This window comes from Micromonospora sp. NPDC050397 (assembly GCF_044901685.1).
GTDB lineage: Bacteria > Actinomycetota > Actinomycetes > Mycobacteriales > Micromonosporaceae > Micromonospora_G.
Genome location: NZ_JBJDPS010000004.1, coordinates 642739 through 658705 on the forward strand (window position 1 = coordinate 642739; position 15967 = coordinate 658705).

15 protein-coding genes, 1 tRNA gene and 1 pseudogene are annotated in these 15967 nt (G+C 70.0%); 12 read left to right on the forward strand and 5 right to left on the reverse strand.

What is annotated here, in order from left to right; translation table 11 throughout:
- The first annotated feature begins 137 nt into the window (after positions 1–137).
- The 4 genes from fabG (at position 138) to ACI2K4_RS18550 (ending at position 3710) form a co-directional block, all read left to right on the forward strand.
- On the forward strand, positions 138–839 hold the full coding sequence (gene fabG / locus ACI2K4_RS18535) for a 3-oxoacyl-ACP reductase FabG (RefSeq protein ID WP_404512857.1): 702 nt from the start codon (positions 138–140) through the stop codon (positions 837–839).
- A 131-nt stretch (positions 840–970) separates the two neighbouring features.
- On the forward strand, positions 971–1738 hold the full coding sequence (fabI, locus tag ACI2K4_RS18540; protein ID WP_404512859.1) for an enoyl-ACP reductase FabI: 768 nt from the start codon (positions 971–973) through the stop codon (positions 1736–1738).
- Between the two features lie 87 nt (positions 1739–1825).
- Positions 1826–2857, forward strand: a complete 1032-nt coding sequence (locus ACI2K4_RS18545; RefSeq protein WP_404512861.1) for a ferrochelatase — start codon at positions 1826–1828, stop codon at positions 2855–2857.
- A gap of 73 nt (positions 2858–2930) precedes the next feature.
- Entirely contained in the window at positions 2931–3710 is a 780-nt protein-coding gene (locus ACI2K4_RS18550) for an HAD-IIA family hydrolase (protein WP_404512863.1), read from the forward strand.
- A 28-nt stretch (positions 3711–3738) separates the two neighbouring features.
- Here the strand turns inward: ACI2K4_RS18550 and ACI2K4_RS18555 are convergent, their stop codons facing one another.
- Positions 3739–4530, reverse strand: coding sequence for a hypothetical protein (locus tag ACI2K4_RS18555; RefSeq protein WP_404512865.1), 792 nt, complete (start codon positions 4528–4530; stop codon positions 3739–3741).
- Positions 4531–4630: 100 nt separating this feature from the next.
- On the opposite strand from ACI2K4_RS18555, the gene ACI2K4_RS18560 reads away from it, so the two are divergent.
- The 3 genes from ACI2K4_RS18560 (at position 4631) to ACI2K4_RS18570 (ending at position 6383) form a co-directional block, all read left to right on the forward strand.
- On the forward strand, positions 4631–5443 hold the full coding sequence (locus tag ACI2K4_RS18560; protein ID WP_404512867.1) for a DUF3097 domain-containing protein: 813 nt from the start codon (positions 4631–4633) through the stop codon (positions 5441–5443).
- 184 nt (positions 5444–5627) lie between these two features.
- The gene (locus ACI2K4_RS18565; protein WP_404512869.1) at positions 5628–5780 is read left to right on the forward strand and encodes a hypothetical protein; all 153 of its coding nucleotides are present in this window, start codon (positions 5628–5630) and stop codon (positions 5778–5780) included.
- Positions 5781–5891: 111 nt separating this feature from the next.
- Positions 5892–6383: a hypothetical protein gene (locus ACI2K4_RS18570; protein ID WP_404512871.1), complete on the forward strand. Its 492-nt coding sequence runs from the start codon at positions 5892–5894 to the stop codon at positions 6381–6383.
- 31 nt (positions 6384–6414) lie between these two features.
- Here ACI2K4_RS18570 and ACI2K4_RS18575 read toward each other — a convergent pair whose 3' ends face one another.
- Positions 6415–7740 carry a serine hydrolase domain-containing protein gene (locus ACI2K4_RS18575; protein ID WP_404512990.1) on the reverse strand — a complete coding sequence of 442 codons (1326 nt, stop codon included), beginning with the start codon at positions 7738–7740 and terminating at the stop codon, positions 6415–6417.
- A gap of 237 nt (positions 7741–7977) precedes the next feature.
- Between ACI2K4_RS18575 and ACI2K4_RS18580 the strand changes: the two genes are divergently transcribed.
- From ACI2K4_RS18580 to ACI2K4_RS18600, 5 genes are all read left to right on the forward strand, one after another.
- Positions 7978–8448, forward strand: coding sequence for an NfeD family protein (locus ACI2K4_RS18580; protein ID WP_404512873.1), 471 nt, complete (start codon positions 7978–7980; stop codon positions 8446–8448).
- A 5-nt stretch (positions 8449–8453) separates the two neighbouring features.
- On the forward strand, positions 8454–9575 hold the full coding sequence (locus ACI2K4_RS18585; protein ID WP_404512875.1) for an SPFH domain-containing protein: 1122 nt from the start codon (positions 8454–8456) through the stop codon (positions 9573–9575).
- 344 nt (positions 9576–9919) lie between these two features.
- Complete coding sequence (locus ACI2K4_RS18590; RefSeq protein ID WP_404512877.1) at positions 9920–10684, forward strand: hypothetical protein; 765 nt, start codon at positions 9920–9922, stop codon at positions 10682–10684.
- 143 nt (positions 10685–10827) lie between these two features.
- Positions 10828–10901: transfer RNA gene (locus ACI2K4_RS18595), tRNA-Met, on the forward strand.
- A gap of 568 nt (positions 10902–11469) precedes the next feature.
- Positions 11470–12717 (forward strand): IS701 family transposase, encoded by a 1248-nt coding sequence (locus tag ACI2K4_RS18600; protein ID WP_404512879.1) that lies wholly within the window; start codon positions 11470–11472, stop codon positions 12715–12717.
- A 127-nt stretch (positions 12718–12844) separates the two neighbouring features.
- On the opposite strand, the gene ACI2K4_RS18605 is transcribed toward ACI2K4_RS18600, so the two are convergent.
- The 3 genes and pseudogenes from ACI2K4_RS18605 to ACI2K4_RS18615 form a co-directional block, all read right to left on the reverse strand.
- Complete coding sequence (locus ACI2K4_RS18605) at positions 12845–14071, reverse strand: low temperature requirement protein A (RefSeq protein ID WP_404512881.1); 1227 nt, start codon at positions 14069–14071, stop codon at positions 12845–12847.
- 349 nt (positions 14072–14420) lie between these two features.
- Positions 14421–14645 (reverse strand): annotated as a pseudogene (locus tag ACI2K4_RS18610) (NAD(P)H-binding protein); the annotation flags it as partial.
- A 320-nt stretch (positions 14646–14965) separates the two neighbouring features.
- A complete protein-coding gene (locus tag ACI2K4_RS18615) occupies positions 14966–15901 on the reverse strand; it encodes a carotenoid biosynthesis protein (RefSeq protein WP_404512883.1) in 936 nt (311 codons plus the stop codon).
- Positions 15902–15967: the final 66 nt, after the last annotated feature.

Consider the following 15967-nt stretch of genomic DNA (forward strand, 5'->3'; position numbering starts at 1 on the left):
GGTCTGACCTGGCCCGCGTTACTGCTTACCTACGGGTAGCGCCTAATCTCCAACCCGCACCATCCGCACCGGCGACCGGGTCACGTACCACCGGAGCCGGAGTGTGTCCGTACGTCTAGTCACAAGGGGGAGAGACCATGGCCCGCACCGTGCTGGTGACCGGGGGTAACCGCGGCATCGGTTTGGCCATCGCGCAGGCGTTCGCCAAGCAGGGTGACCGGGTGGCGGTGACCTACCGGGGCACCGCCCCGGCCGACCTCTTCGGCGTCCAGTGCGACGTCACCGACGCCGCGGCGGTCGACGCCGCCTTCACCGCCGTGGAAGCCGAGTTCGGACCGGTCGAGGTGCTGGTCGCCAACGCCGGCATCAACAAGGACACGCTGCTCATGCGGATGTCCGAGGAACAGTTCACCGACGTGATCGACACCAACCTGACCGGCGCCTTCCGGGTCGCGAAGCGGGCGGCCACCAAGATGGTCCGGGCCCGCTGGGGTCGGATGATCTTCATTTCGTCGGTCAGCGGCCTGCTCGGCAACGCCGGCCAGGTCAACTACGCGGCGAGCAAGGCCGGTCTGGTCGGCGTCGCCCGTTCCATCACCCGGGAGCTCGGCAGCCGTAACATCACCGCCAATGTGGTCGCCCCCGGATTCATCGACACCGACATGACCGCCGCGCTCTCCGACGACCTCCGGGAGCAGTTCCGCAAGTCGGTCCCGGCCGGTCGGTTCGCCGCCCCCGAGGAGGTCGCCAGCGTGGTCACCTGGCTCGCCAGCGACGCCGCCGGGTACGTCAGCGGTGCGGTCATCCCGGTCGACGGCGGCCTCGGCATGGGGCACTGAGCCGGGCCACGGATCACCCGGTCCACGCGCTGCCGGAACGAGGGAAAGCGCGGGACCGACTCCCGCCCACCGGTGCGGGGACCGGCGTCAACCGGTCACATCACGCAGATCAACGTTTGGAGGAGCTACACGTGTCTGGACTCCTGGCCGGTAAGCGGCTGCTCGTCACCGGCGTCATCACCGACCAGTCGATCGCCTTCTCGGTGGCGAAGCTCGCCCAGGAGAACGGCGCCACCGTCGTGCTCACCGGGTACGGGCGGCTGTCCCTGGTCGAGCGGATCGCCAAGCGGCTGCCCGAGCCGGCGCCGGTGATCGAGCTGGACGTGACCAACGCCGAGCACCTGGCCGGCCTCGCCGACCGGGTACGTGAGCACGTCGACGGGCTGGACGGGGTGGTGCACTCGATCGGCTTCGCCCCGGCGAGCTGCCTCGGCGGCGGGTTCCTGGACGCACCCTGGGAGGACGTGGCGACCGCGCTGCACGTCTCGACGTACTCGTACAAGTCGCTCGCCATGGCGGCGCTGCCGCTGATGGCACCGGGCGGCTCGGTGGTCGGGCTCACCTTCGACGCGACCAAGGCGTGGCCGGTCTACGACTGGATGGGCGTGGCCAAGGCCGGGCTGGAGTCCGCCTCCCGCTACCTGGCACTGCACCTGGGTCCGAAGGGCATCCGCAGCAACCTCGTCTCGGCCGGGCCGCTGCGGACCATGGCGGCGAAGTCGATCCCCGGGTTCGAGCAGTTCGAGGAGGCCTGGACCGAGCGCGCCCCGCTGGGCTGGTCGCTGACCGACCAGGAGCCGGCCGCGCGGGCCTGCCTGGCGCTGCTCTCCGACTGGTTCCCGGCCACCACCGGCGAGATCGTGCACGTCGACGGTGGCTACCACGCCCTCGGCGCCTGAGGCACGAGGCGGGACCCCGTGTTACCGCGCTCGCTATAGCCCGGGGTCCTGCCGCGCCGCCGACGCGGCCGGGGAAGAATATTCACCATGGCGTACGAGGCAGTGCTGCTGGTCGGATTCGGGGGTCCGGAGCGGCCCGAGGACGTGTTGCCCTTCCTGGCGAACGTGACCCGGGGGCGGGGGGTGCCGCCGGAGCGGCTGGCCCAGGTCGCCGAGCACTACCAGCACTTCGGCGGGGTCTCCCCGATCAACCAGCAGAACCGGGAACTGCTCGCCGCGATCCGGGCCGACTTCGCCGCGAACGGGCTCGACCTGCCGGTCTACTGGGGCAACCGGAACTGGCACCCGATGCTCGCCGACACCGTGGCGCAGATGCGCGCCGACGGGATCGGCACCGCGCTCGCCTTCGTCACCAGCGCGTACGGCGGCTACTCCTCGTGCCGGCAGTACCAGGAGGATCTGGTCGCCGCCCGTTCGGCGGTCGGCCCCGAGGCGCCGATGATCGACAAGCTGCGCCAGTTCTGGGACCACCCGGGTTTTGTCGAGCCGCACGCGGACGCGGTCCGGGCCGCGCTGGGCACGCTCGACCCGGCCCGCCGGGACACCACCCGGCTGGTCTTCACCGCCCACTCGGTGCCGACCGCGATGGCCGCCGCCGCCGGACCGACCGGCGGGCGGTACGAGGCGCAGTTGCGCGAGACCGCCGCGCTGGTCGCCGCGGCCGCCGCCCCCGACCTGCGGTACGACCTGGTCTGGCAGAGCCGGTCCGGCCCGCCGCACGTGCCGTGGTTGGAGCCGGACGTGAACGACCACCTGGAGCTGCTCGCGGCCGACGGGGTCAGCTCGGTCGTGGTCAGCCCGATCGGTTTTGTCTCGGACCACCTGGAGGTGGTCTGGGACCTGGACACCGAGGCCGCCGCCACGGCGAAGCGACTCGGCCTGGACTTCGCCCGCGCCGGCACGCCCGGCACCGATCCCCGGTTCGTCTCGATGGTCCGGGAGCTGGTGATCGAGCGGGTCAACCCGCCGGATACGTCGCCGCGACGACGCCTCGGTACGCTCCCGGTCTGGGACACCTGCCCGGCGGGCTGCTGCGTGCCGGCGGCACGGCGCCCCTGACCGCTCCCGCCGGGCGGGAGAAGCCCCGGTGGGCGGGGCCGGACGGGTCTAGCTGGTGTGGCGAGGGGATGGCATGAGGGAACGGAAGCCCGTGCAGAGCTGGCTGACCGACATGGACGGCGTGCTGGTGCACGAGGGACAACCGGTGCCGGGGGCACCGGAGTTCATCAACCGGCTGCGCGCCTCCGGCAAGCCGTTCCTGGTGTTGACGAACAACTCCATCTACACGCCCCGGGACCTCCAGGCCCGGCTGGCCCGGATGGGGTTCGAGGTGCCCGAGCAGGCGATCTGGACGGCCGCGCTGGCCACCGCGCAGTTCCTCGCCGACCAGCGCCCCGGCGGCACCGCGTACGTGATCGGCGAGGCGGGGCTGACCACGGCCATGCACGCCGTCGGCTACATCCTCAGCGACTACGCCCCGGACTACGTGGTGCTGGGCGAGACCCGCACCTACAGTTTCGAGGCGATCACGAAGGCGGTCCGGCTGATCGAGGCCGGGGCCCGCTTCATCTGCACCAACCCGGACGTCACCGGCCCCTCGAACGAGGGTCTGTTGCCGGCGGCCGGCTCGGTCGCGGCGATGATCTCGAAGGCCACCGGGGTCGAGCCCTACTTCGTCGGCAAGCCGAACCCGATGATGATGCGGTCGGCGTTGAACACCATCAACGCGCACTCCGAGTCCACCGCGATGATCGGTGACCGGATGGACACCGACATCCTCTGTGGACTCGAGGCCGGGCTGGAGACGATCCTGGTGCTGACCGGGATCAGCACCAAGACCGAGGCGGAGCGCTACCCGTACCGGCCGTCGCGGATCGTCAACTCGGTGGTCGACCTGATGGACGAGATCTGACGACCCGGGTGGCCTGGGAGAGTGGTGCTCAGGCGGCCAGCGGGGCGTTGCAGGCGGCGACCAGGGCACGCCGACAGGCCACGGTGAGCGGTCGCAACGCCGCGTCCCGCTGCTGCGCCTCGTAGTTGTTCACCGCCCCGCCCGGTGCCACGTGCTCGGCCAGCGCCAACACCTGGTCGAGCACGCTCGCCCGGGCGAAGAGCCGGCGGGCCCGTGGGTCGAACCCGGGCGGCAGGTCGGTGCCGCCGTCCGGTCGGCGCAGCGCGGCCAACGCGCCGGCCAGTTCGGGCCGCCAGTGCGCCACGTCCAGCCGGGTCAGCGCGGCGGTCGCCTCGGCCAGCGCGGTGGAGAGGTCGGCCTCGGCCTCGGCCGGGCCGGGATGCCCCAGCGACGCGGCCGGGGCGCTCTCCGGCAGCGGGTAGACCCGCCACAGCACGGTCTCGAAGGTCATCCCCGAACCGGAGGTGTGCAGCCGCACCTCCGGGATCAGTCCCAGGTCCCCGGCGATCACCGCCTCCCCCGCGAGCAGCGCGGCACCGGCGAAGGGGCCGGGGCCGGGCAGTCCGCGCGGATCCCCGGGCGCGGGCAGCACCAGCCGGATCTCGTCGGGGGAGAGCTTCGACAGGGTGGGCAGGGCGTCGGCGAGCGGCACGTCGGTCCAGGTGCCGGGAGCGTCGGCGACGAGGTGTTCCTCGTCACCGGCCACCTCGTCGGCGACCTCGTCATACGGCACCAGCCCGGCGCGCCATGCGCGTACCCAGGCCACGAACCGGCTCGACCGGCGCGGGGCAAGGGTCGCCGCGCCCGTTGCGGGGGACATGCAGGCAAGGGTACGTGTTCGCCGCTGCCGTGTCTCGGGTGCCGGCGGGGCGCGGCGCGTCTGCGTTACTGATCACCCGAATCGGGTTAGCGTCGCGGCCATGGGGAGGATGTACGGCGAGGACGTGCTGGCCGGGGACTGGCGGCGACGCCGGACGGTGCCGGAGGTGGACGCCGAACCGGACCTGGTGGTCGAGGACGCCGACTCGGGTTTCTGTGGTGCCGTGGTCGGTTTCGAGTCCGGTGCCGTGGTGCTGGAGGACCGCCACGGTCGGCGGCGCAACTTCCCGCTGCTGCCCGCGGCCTTCCTGCTGGACGGCTCGCCGGTGACGCTGCGCCGCCCGGCGCCGAGCGTCGTGCCGGCCGCCCGGAAACGGACCGCCTCCGGTTCGGTCGCCGTCGCCGGGGTACGCGCCCAGGTCGCCAAGGCCAGCCGGATCTGGGTCGAGGGCATCCACGACGCCGCCCTGGTGGAGCGGATCTGGGGCGACGACCTGCGGATCGAGGGCGTGGTGGTGGAGCCGCTGGACGGCATCGACGAGCTGCCCGCGCGGGTGCGCGAGTTCGGTCCCGGTCCCGAGCGGCGGCTCGGCGTGCTGGTCGACCACCTGGTCGCGGGCTCCAAGGAGAGCCGGATCGTGGCCGGGGTGACCTCGCCGCACGTGCTCGTCACCGGGCACCCGTACGTGGACGTCTGGCAGGCGGTGAAACCGGCGCGGCTGGGTATCGAGGCGTGGCCGGTGGTGCCACCGGGGCAGCCGTGGAAGGAGGGGGTCTGCGCGGCGCTCGGGGTGGCCGAGCCGGCGCAGCTGTGGCGGCTGATCCTGTCTCGGGTGTCGAGTTACCAGGACGTGGAGACGCCGCTGATCAACGCGGTCGAGCGCATGATCGACTTCGTCACCGTACCGGGCTGAGCGGGTGGTTCCGTCGGCCCTTGACCCCGGGGTCGAGGCTGACGGGCATGGATGGCGGCGGCTCGGCGGAGCAAGGCGGGCGGCGACCCGCCCTCGGGTGGCAGCCTGTGGGCGCCGATCGGCTTCCATCTTGTGCTCCCAGACCTGCGCGCAGCTCGCCGGCCCGGACCGGGACGTGCTGACGGTGACTGGTCGAGCTATGTTCGACCAGGTGGCGCTCGGCCTGATCCCGCTCGTCCCTGGCACCCTCGCGATCCGTCACCTCCACCCCGGACCGGCGATCGACCAGACCGCGCGCGAGCCGGACCCGCCACCGGCCGTCGCCCGGGTCGTCTGAGCGGACCTACCCGTCGCTCGCCGGAAGGGAATGTCCGCCCCGTCGCGTATAACTCTGCCGACGGTTGCGGCCGAGCAGCGGGGCCGCAGGAGAGACGGAGGGCCGGTCGGGATGGGTTACTGGGGCAGGATGCTGGTCGCGCGGTCCGCACGGCCACTGTCGGAGCTGTCGGCGGTGCGGGAGGTCGACGTCCTGGACGAGAAGATCTTCCAGGACGGTTGGCGGTGCGCGCAGCTCGACGGCGATGTCCGGAAGGCGCTGCCTGCCCTGGTCACCGGGACCGGGGCGCCGGCACTGACCGCGTACATCCTGGACAGTGACGCCGCCGTGGTGGAGGCGCTGACGCCGGGTGGGGTGTCGTGGCAGGCGTACCTGCACGAGGCGACGGCGCTCGAATACCAGGCCCCGCCGCTGGAGCATCCGGTCGACGAGGTGGTCCGGCGGGCGCTCGCCTGGTCCGCCGAGGCGGGGGTCACCGCATCCGGGGCCGCACTCGGGGCGGCGTTCGGCGCGCACAACGACACCGCCGAGGAGACCCTGGACGAACTGCTCGCCGCGTTGGGGCTCGTTCCGGTCGGTGTTGTCCAGTCGGCAGCCGACTGAACCATGGCCGCCGACCGGACCACCGCCCGGCTCAGTCGAGCCGGTCCGGGGCGCGGGTGAAGACGAAGGTGGCGATGTCGAGCGCCCGTACGGCGCCGGACGGGTCCCGGCGTACGGAGAGGATCTCGCCGTCGTTCATGCCGGAGCGGCCACGCCACCGGTCCGCGTCCAGTCGGGTGAACCGCCACGTCAGGCCCCCGCCCGGACGGGGCAGCCCCATCCGAAGCTCCTCGGTTTCGGCGTCCCAGGTCGCCTCGAACTCCCGGCCCATGAACCACCAGCGGCCGGTCAGTTCGGCCACCGCCGGCTCGGGCGGGCCGCTCGCCGGACGCCAGGCGCGCACCGGGTCCGGCTCACGGTCGAGCACCTCGGTCAGCAGTTGCCGGGTCGCCGCAACGATCGAACCATGGCGGAAGCCGTACGCGTTCGCGAAGGTGACCGCGCCGGTCCGGGACGGCCGGTGCACCATCAGACCGGCGACGTAGCCGGGCATCGAACCGCCGTGCCCGACGTAGACCCGCTCGCCGCTGCGGGTCAGTTCCAGGCCGAGCCCGTAGCCGGAGCTCCACGAGTCGAGGTCGTTCATCAGCACCGGGGAGCACATCTCGGCGACCGTCTCCGGGGCGAGCAGTGTCGGGTCGGGATCGGCCAGGAACGCCGCCCACCGGGCCAGGTCGGCGGTGCTGGCCCAGAGTTGCCCGGCCGGTGCCATCGCACCGGTGTCGGTACGCGGCTCCTCGCGCAGCGTGCCGTGCCAGGGGTGGACCACGTAGCCGGGGGCGAACGGCTCCTCGGCCTGGTAGGACGTACGGTTCATGCCGAGCGGACCCAGTAACCGGCTCCGGAGCAGCTCCCACCACGACGTGCCGGTGAGCCGTTCCAGTACGCCACCGAGCAGCCCGTACGCCAGATTCGAGTAGTGGAACACCCGGTACGGCGGATGGGTGAGCTTCTCCGGGGTGAGCCCCGCGATCAGGGCGGCCAGGTCGGACCCCTCGGACCGTTCCCACCAGCCGGCGCTGTCCGGTTCGCGTTGCAGGCCGCTGGCGTGGCCGAGCAGTTGACGCAGGGTGACCGTGCCCAGCGGGGTGCCGGGCAGGTGCCGGTCGAGCGGGTCGTCCAGCGCCAGCCGGCCCTCGTCGCGGAGTTGGAGCACCAGCGCGGAGGTCATGGTCTTGGTGATCGAGCCGATCCGGTACTGGGTGCCCGGATCGGGTGGCGGCTCGCCGGCACCGGTCACGTGGGCGAGCACGCCGTCGCGGACCACCCCGGCGACAAACGTGGGCACCGCGGCGGTCGACTGGGTCTCGGCCACCAGGGTGTCGAGACGTCGGGTGGTCTCCAGCAGCAGCGCCATGGTCATCGGCCCTCTCGGTCGATCGGTACGGCGTCGGTTCGTCGGTTCCGTTGCTTTGCCGGCTCGTCGGCTCGTCGGTTCGGTGCTTTTTGCCGAGTCGTCGGTTCGCTGCTTCTTGCCGGCTCGTCGGGTTGTCGGTTCGTCGCCCCGGCACTCGGCGACCGCATCGGTGATCTTACCGATCGGGCCGGAATCCGCAGGTCGTCGCCGCGTGCGTCGCCGTGACAGGATCGGGTTATGGAGCCCCTCCTGTGGATCGTGCTCGGCGTCCTGCTGCTGGTGGCCGAGGTCTTCACCACGACGTTGGTTCTGCTCATGTTCGGTGTGGCCGCGCTCGCCACGGCCGGTGTGGCGGCGCTCGGTGCCCCGCCGCTGGCGCAGGTGCTGGTCTTCGGCGCGGTGTCGGCGCTGACGGTGTTCGCTGTCCGCCCGGTGATCAGGCGGCACCGGCGGTCGGCCCTGGAGAGCGGCGAGAAGCCGTTCGGCACCGAGGCGATCGAGGGTTCCGAGGCGCTGGTGCTGGAACAGGTCGACGCCGGCCACGGCGTGATCAGGATCGACGGTGAGATCTGGACCGCGCGTTCCTACGACGCGTCACAGGTGTTCCAGCCCGGCGAACGGGTCCGGGTGATCGAACTCAAAGGTGTGACCGCCATGGTCTGGCGGGACGATTCCTCGAACGACGCGACACCCGATACGAAAAGGTGAGTGATATGGACGTGGCGATAGCGGTGCTGCTCGCCGCCGTGGCTCTGTTCGTGGTGATCACGTTCGCCAAGGCGGTACGGATCGTGCCGCAGCAGCGGCAGGACGTGGTCGAGCGGCTCGGCAAGTACAAGCGCACCCTGCAACCCGGACTCAACCTGCTGGTGCCCTTCATCGACGCGGTCCGGACCAAGGTCGACATGCGCGAGCAGGTGGTCAGCTTCCCACCGCAACCGGTGATCACCTCGGACAACCTGGTCGTCTCGATCGACACGGTGCTGTACTTCAAGGTGGTCGACTCGGCGAAGGCGACCTACGAGATTTCCAACTTCCTCCAGGCGATCGAGCAGCTCACCGTGACGACCCTGCGCAACGTCATCGGCTCGCTCGACCTGGAACGGGCGCTGACCAGCCGTGAGGAGATCAACCGGCACCTCTCCGGGGTGCTGGACGAGACCACCGGCCGGTGGGGCATCAAGGTCACCCGGGTGGAGATCAAGGCGATCGAGCCGCCGCCGAGCATCCGTGACTCGATGGAGAAGCAGATGCGCGCCGAGCGGGACCGGCGGGCCGCGATCCTCAACGCCGAGGGGCAGAAGCAGTCCCAGATCCTGACCGCCGAGGGGGAGAAGCAGGCCGCCGTGCTGCGCGCCGACGGCGACCGGCAGGCCCGGATCCTGGAGGCGGAGGGTCAGGCCAAGGCGATCCGTACCGTCTTCGACGCGATCCACCAGGCGAACCCCAGCCAGAAGGTGCTGGCCTACCAGTACCTCCAGGCGTTGCCGCAGATCGCCAACGGCCAGGCCAGCAAGATCTGGGTGGTTCCGGCCGAGTTGACCAAGGCGCTGGAAGGACTCGGCGGCGCGCTCGGTGGACTGGCCCAGACCGCCGGGGACGTGCCCGCGCCGGAGGCGTCGAGGACGGCGAGCGACGTCGAGCGTGAGGCCGCCGAGGCGGCCCAGGCCGCGGCAGCGGCGGCCCAGGAGGTGCACGACCAGGTACGGGCGGCCGAGGCGCAGGTCACCTCACGGCCCGGGGCGGCGAAGGGGCTGCCCGCGCCGGAACCGGTGTCGCCGGCCAGTCTGCTCGACGACACCACCACCGACCGGGAGCCCACCGACCGGGGCTGACCACGTTGTCGCCGTACCGCCCGGGGTGACCCCGGGCGGTACGGCAACCCCGGCGAGCGGGTCTGTCCCTCGCCCCTGACCCCGACAACCGATACCGCTGACCCCCACATCCTGGGACAAAGCCGGCGCTGGACCGGCACCGACGGACCGTCAGCCCACCGGCCTCGTCGCGAATTTGGTTCGCGAAAACGGCGAAGCCCGGCGCCGCCCGGCCCTGGTTTGTCACGATCGGGCTGGAGCGCAGCGGTGACCGGTGGGCGGGGCGGCGGCACGAACCCCCGCGCGACCTCCCGGGAGTGGAGCGAGGGGGCGTCATGGGACAGGCGATGAAACCCAAGCGACCGGTGAGGGGCGCTTCCGCCGTACCCCGGCCGTTGGACCGCCCGGCCCGACCAGCCGGCGGCTTCCACCTGCTCCCGTTCTTCGAGGAGGGCTCCGAGCCGCAACCGGCCAGCGACACCTCGTGGGCCTGGACGCTGCGCCGGTTCGCCCGCGGAGCGGTCTGGATCCTGCCCGGATCCGCCCTCGTGTACGGCATCGTCACGCTCGTCGGCGACGGCCCCACGCCGGCCTCGGCCGACGGGCGCAGCTTCCCGCTGGTGCTCTGGACGATCGCGATCTGGCTCGGCCTGCTCGGGCTGATGGCGGTGACCGCACTGCTGGTCACCGCGCGCAGCCGGGGCACCGCGACCGCCGGCCTGCTGGCGGCGTTGGGCGGCGCGATGCTGATGCTCCCCTTCGCCGGGCTCCCCGAAGAAACCACCGTGTACGCCGGAGCCGGCCGCGCCCTGGCCCTCTTCGGCGCCGGCCTCTACACCGTGGGTTGGCTGCTGACCGGGTGGGCGGTGCTGCACTCCGGCGTGTTCAGCTACTCCGACGGATGGCTGCTGATGTTCGCCGCCCCGATGCTCGGTGTCGCCGGCATGTTCCTCAACCTGCTGCAAACCCTCGGCGCGTTCCTCGTGCTCGCCGCCGGACTCGGGATCGCCTGGCGAGCCGGTCGGCTGGTGCCCGTCGTCGGGCGGGCCCGGTTGGTCGAGGCGATATCGGGCGAGGCCGAGGCGGTGGCGGCCCGGGTCACCCCCGGCGGCCAGCTCGCCGGCCCCTGAGGTTGGCGGGATCCCCGGCTCGGGGGTCCAGGTTGGACAGAGGAGGACGGCCTGCGCGGGGCGATGGGACGAGGTCGGCCGGTCGTCGGCGGGTGCCCCCGCGTCGGTGTGGCTCCGGGGATGCGCTAAGGTTTCCTCACCGACGCGGGGTGGAGCAGCTCGGTAGCTCGCTGGGCTCATAACCCAGAGGTCGCAGGTTCAAATCCTGTCCCCGCTACAACTGAAAGTGCAGGTCAGAGCCCCGCCCCCAAATCGAGGGGGCGGGGTTTTTGATCTCCTTCCGGGCACAGTCCGGGCAGACGAAACACCACGAGGCGACACGGGATAGCAGTCCATCGATTTTCGCTGTGTCGGTCATCGGTTGGACGTCGGACTCTCTCTATGTCAGGGGAAGTTGATGTTTCGTTCGGGGGCATCCTCGAACTCAAGTCCATCGATCCCGTCGTGATGGCGGCCCGAGACTGGTCGAGCAACGCCATGCCCCGACTGCCTTGCGGTCGATCAGGTCCCTCTCGTCGCTTGGCAGGTTCGGGAGCGAAGGACGCCGAAGCTGTCGTACCGGTGGGGGATGATGGTCCAGGCGTGGCTCTTAGCGGTCACTCGGTGCTGATGGGGATGGATCACTTCGACTCGTGATGTCGGTTGATAGTGGGTCGCGGGTCTGTACGCCACGGGTGGCGGCGGAACGGTCCTGGAGCATGCGTACGGGGCGGTGCTCCTAGTAGTGCTTTGTCACTTTTTGGTGAGCATCCGTTACCTTTTGCTGGCTGGGTCGTGTGTGGTGTGTGGACCCCCTCGATGTTCACCGGTTGCGTGATGAGCTGGCCGGTTTCGCTGGAGACGTGTTCAGGTCGTTGACTCGGCTCGGTTGGCGGGACCGGGCGGTGTCGTATCTTCAGGGGCTGATGATCGACGGACGGCGTAAGTCGGTCCAGCCGATGGCCGGCCGACTCCCGGGCGTGCATGACCAGGCGTTGAACCACTTCGTGACGAACAGCCCCTGGGATGTGACCCCGGTCCGCCGGCAGTTGGCCTGGCGGATGGACGTGGCTGTGCAGCCCCTGGCCTGGGCAGTGGACGACACCGGCTGGCTCAAGTGCGGATCGGCCTCGCCCGGGGTGGCACGGCAGTACACGGGCACGGCCGGCAAGGTCACGAACTGCCAGATCGGGGTGAGCGTCAACCTGGTCACCGACACCGCCTCCTGCCCGGCCGACTGGCGACTGTTTCTTCCGGCCTCCTGGGATCCAGCCCTGAACACGGAAGGTGACGTCATAGGCCGTCGGGCGAAGGCCGGAATTCCCGACGACGTAGGGCATCGGGAGAAGTGGCGCCTCGCCCTGGACATGCTCGAGGAGATGACCGGATGGGGACTGAGACCACCCCTCGTCGTGGCCGACGCGGGCTACGGCGAAGTCGGCGACTTCCGCCAGGGCCTGGAAGACCGCGCCATGCCGTATGTGGTGCAGGTCGCCCACACCGTCACCGCCTACCCGCAGGACACGGTCCGGGTCGCCGCGCCGTACTCGGGCAACGGCCCCTACCCGCGCGTCATCTACCGACAGGCCGCCACAGCCGTCAGAGAACTGGTCCTGTCCGCCGGCCGTGGCGCCGCCCGCCCCGTGCGCTGGCGCACCGGGAGCCGCCACCGTAACCGGCAACCACAGCCGATGCGTTCACACTTCGTCTTCCTTCGGGTCCGCCCGGCCGGCAACCCACACCGCCGCGCTCATCCCGGCCAGGACCTACCCGTGCGCTGGCTCATCGCCGAATGGCCACCCACCGAAGCCAAGCCCACCAAGTACTGGATCAGTGACCTACCCGCACGCACACCCCGCACCAGACTGGTCCGACTAGCCAAACTCCGCTGGCGCATCGAACACGACTACCGCGAACTGAAGACCGGCCTCGGCCTCGACCACTACGAAGGACGCACCTGGCAAGGCTGGCACCACCACGTCACTCTCGTCTCCGCCGCCCACGCCTTCCTCACTCTGCAACGCCTCGACCCAAAAGCAAAAGCGCCGGCCTGACCCTCTACGCCGTACTCCGTGAACTACAACGTCTACTCGTCCGTCTGGCCGGCGCCTGCCCCACCTGCTCAACACGGTTCCCCACAACAAAACCCCGCTACCCGCTCAGATCAATGACAAAGCACTACTAGGCGCCCATCAAGGGGCCGCGGTCGGTTACGCCGGAGGGGTTGCTCGTGGCGCGGTGGTGCAGGATGAGGTTCTCCAGCGCACTGACCCCGGCCACCACCATGATCAGGACCATGAGGGCGGCCAGCGCGGGCAGCAGGGTGGCCACTGGCAGCAGGACGAGGCAGAGAGCGGCGGGGCCGATTCGGCGCCAGGTGAACTCTCGGCGGATCCGCCAGTTGGTGTAGGAGAAGGCGGCGAGGAACAGGGCGCAGCCACCGAAGAGCAGGCCCGTCTCGCCAATCTGTAGTGGCTCGGTGGGCATCATAATCACTTGGCCGAGGCCTACGGCGACCGCGATGATCGCGAGGTCGAACAGCAGGTGGCCATAGACAAGGAGCGACCTCTGGAGGTCCACCTGTTGATTAGACTGCTGGAGGTCCACGTGTCGGTTCGACTCCTCCAGTGCCCGCCGGAAGGTCGTCACGCCGTATACGAAGTATGCCCACCAGAGTGCGCAGATCAGGGCGTACCCCGTGCCGACAGCCACCGTTCGGGTGACGGTGAGCGGGATGCCGACGGCCTCTTCCCCGACCTCGATGATGGACTCGCCGAGAACCAGGATGATCAACAATCCGTAGCGGTGTGTGTAGTGCGCCGTATGAAGCTGAATCGTGGCCAGGGTCCGGCGCGTTACCCAGGGGCTTGCCAGGTCGACGATGGCGGCGGCCGCCCAGAGGACGATCCTGGGCGTACCTTCCACCACCGCGCCCGCGAGGAGTAGCGGCCCGGACAGGAATCCGGCTCCGAAGGGGCCGTGGAAGAGGGCTCGCCGGATCGGTAGGTTGCGCAGCACCAGGACCCCCAGTACCACGCGCATGGTCAGGAAGGCGGCGGCGAACAGCGGGCCCCGGGCGCCCCACGCGCCGGAGATTGTCAGCGCCAGCAGCATGGCGCTGAATCCGAGTGTGAACAGGCCCACCCGGTCCAGGGGATTGATCACGTCGCGCTGGTTTGCGTAGAGAATGATGCCGGTCCAGGCCCAGTAGACCATGGCGAAAAGGATTAGCACCCGACCTAGGCCCGACCAGCCGTGGTCCTCGCGCAGGATGCGGGTGAACTCGGTGAGCGAGAACGCGAGTGCTAGGTCGACAAAGAGTTCTTCCCAGGTGACCCCCTTATCCCGCTGCTGGGACCGCACCGTCACACCATATCGAGATCCGAACTGCTTGAAGGTCGGATTCATCGCGCTGCGGGGTACCGCACGCGCAGTCTCGGTTGGCCGATGGGACGCCCTGGTGTCCCGTCTCAGTTAGGCCGGTGTGCCGGTGAGTCGCCTGGGTGCACGACCAGGGCTTGGACGGTGTGTCTGAGCTACTGGGGCGTGTGGCGCTGCTCCATGTGCTTCCGCTGGTCAGGGGTACAGGTCGCGACCGTAGGTAGCGGGGTCGAACAGGACACGCAGGATCAGGAGGGCCAGGTCCTCGTAGGTGGTGTGGGACATCTTGCGGCTCGCGTGACGCGCTGGTTGCGAAGCCCGCGTCCGGGTCCGTTGCTGACGGTGGGTGGGTCGGTTGAAGGTCCAGCCGAGGCCGCTAGAGCGGTGTGCGCCGGTCACCGCCCAGTCCGAACGCGATCACCGCCGTACCTGCCCTGCTCAGAGCATCGCGAATGCTGGACGGATCGAACACCGAGTCGGTGACAGTACGGGCCGTGGGCGCGTCACGGAGCCGGGTCCGGGTACGGATACGGGCGCTCACCTGATACTGCGCCCGCGCCGACGCGGTGAGTAGGGTCAGTCCGGTGCGACCGGTCGCACCGAAAACGGTGACCTTCCTGCGGGCCGCCGGTGTGCTGCTCGCCGCAGCACACGGTCGGCGAGCCCGGAACGTTCGCGGATCGGGTCAGGTCCGGCGCCGCGAGCGGACTTCGATTCAGTCGGAGGTGCGCCACAACGGCACTTCGGTTGGGCGGGATGCCCATGTTCACGGAGGCGCGTGCGCCTCTCCGAACTGCTCATCAGGCCGGGGTGGTTGCCGGCGAGTCGCCAGCGACCGGCGAGTATCGAGATCCGGGCCGGGCCCGCGCCCGGATGGCCGTCGGCGTCCTTGCTCCGCGTTGCCAGTTAGAGGATCAAGGCTCACCGTGCCGCGCGTGGGGTGGCGGACACCGCTTCATTTGCGCAACCGGCCGGCGTGTCCACCGCGCCGGCTTGAACCGGTTCCGGGCGGTCGGTGGCCCGCGGACGTTGAGCGATCTTCAACGCCGCGAAGATCGCCAGGAACAGCATCGTGTAGATGGCCATCAAGGCGGAGGTTTCGTAGATGTCAGCAGCATGCCAAACGTGTCCTGTGGCGTCGGTGACCTGGGTGGGTACGCCGTCGTGGCCGCCGGTCAGGTAGGTGACGACGTAGTCGAGGGCGACGACCGTGTACGCGAGCACGGGCAGCAGCCAGTAGGACCTGGGTAGTGGTTCCGAGTACTTCGGTTGGGCGCCCCACCGTCGCTGGTAGAGCGCGAAGAGCTGGTAGAACAGGTAGACGGTGACCGACCAGCCCAGGAAGTTGCTCAGCGGCACCCCGAAGAATCCGCCGCCGTCCTCCCAGAACCAGCGTCCGCGCAGTGTCGAGGACTGGGGGTCCATGGAGAGATCCCAGGCGACCATGACGAAGGAGGCGATCAGCGGCGTTCCGACGGTGACGAGCCAGCGGGATCCCCGGCGGACCTCACCGAACAGGATGGTGCCGATCACCCAGGCCGCGTAGCCGATCGCGAAGTAGGCCGGACCAATGAGTACGGGCACCAGGAACAGTTTCGGGCCCAGGTCGTCGGTGTAGTGGTAATTTCCGAAGGGCACCCCCGTGAGGACACCTAGGTTTTCCAGGGCGTTGCTGACGACGAGGGCGAGGAGCACGAACATCAACACTCCGCGACACCGGTAGAACAGCAGTCCGTGTACCACGGCGAAGACGAGCTCCGCGAGTAGGCTCAGCACCGTCAGTAGCAGGCCCGGTAACGGCAGTGGTACGAACGTCACCACCGCGTCGACCGCTACTGCCACCCAGAGAACCCACATCAAGCCAACCCGCGGCCTCTTCTGAGCTGTTACAGATGACATCACCAGGGTCCGTCTCACGTCGTG

Bases quoted from the DNA above. Each gene is read 5' to 3' on its own strand.
- fabG (WP_404512857.1), top strand. From the start codon at position 138: ATGGCCCGCACCGTGCTGGTGACCGGGGGTAACCGCGGCATCGGTTTG.
- ACI2K4_RS18545 (WP_404512861.1), top strand. From the start codon at position 1,826: ATGGCGTACGAGGCAGTGCTGCTGGTCGGATTCGGGGGTCCGGAGCGG.
- ACI2K4_RS18550 (WP_404512863.1), top strand. From the start codon at position 2,931: ATGAGGGAACGGAAGCCCGTGCAGAGCTGGCTGACCGACATGGACGGC.
- ACI2K4_RS18555 (WP_404512865.1), bottom strand. From the start codon at position 4,530: ATGTCCCCCGCAACGGGCGCGGCGACCCTTGCCCCGCGCCGGTCGAGC.
- ACI2K4_RS18560 (WP_404512867.1), top strand. From the start codon at position 4,631: ATGGGGAGGATGTACGGCGAGGACGTGCTGGCCGGGGACTGGCGGCGA.
- ACI2K4_RS18570 (WP_404512871.1), top strand. From the start codon at position 5,892: ATGGGTTACTGGGGCAGGATGCTGGTCGCGCGGTCCGCACGGCCACTG.
- ACI2K4_RS18575 (WP_404512990.1), bottom strand. From the start codon at position 7,740: ATGGCGCTGCTGCTGGAGACCACCCGACGTCTCGACACCCTGGTGGCC.
- ACI2K4_RS18580 (WP_404512873.1), top strand. From the start codon at position 7,978: ATGGAGCCCCTCCTGTGGATCGTGCTCGGCGTCCTGCTGCTGGTGGCC.
- ACI2K4_RS18585 (WP_404512875.1), top strand. From the start codon at position 8,454: ATGGACGTGGCGATAGCGGTGCTGCTCGCCGCCGTGGCTCTGTTCGTG.
- ACI2K4_RS18605 (WP_404512881.1), bottom strand. From the start codon at position 14,071: ATGAATCCGACCTTCAAGCAGTTCGGATCTCGATATGGTGTGACGGTG.
- ACI2K4_RS18615 (WP_404512883.1), bottom strand. From the start codon at position 15,901: ATGTGGGTTCTCTGGGTGGCAGTAGCGGTCGACGCGGTGGTGACGTTC.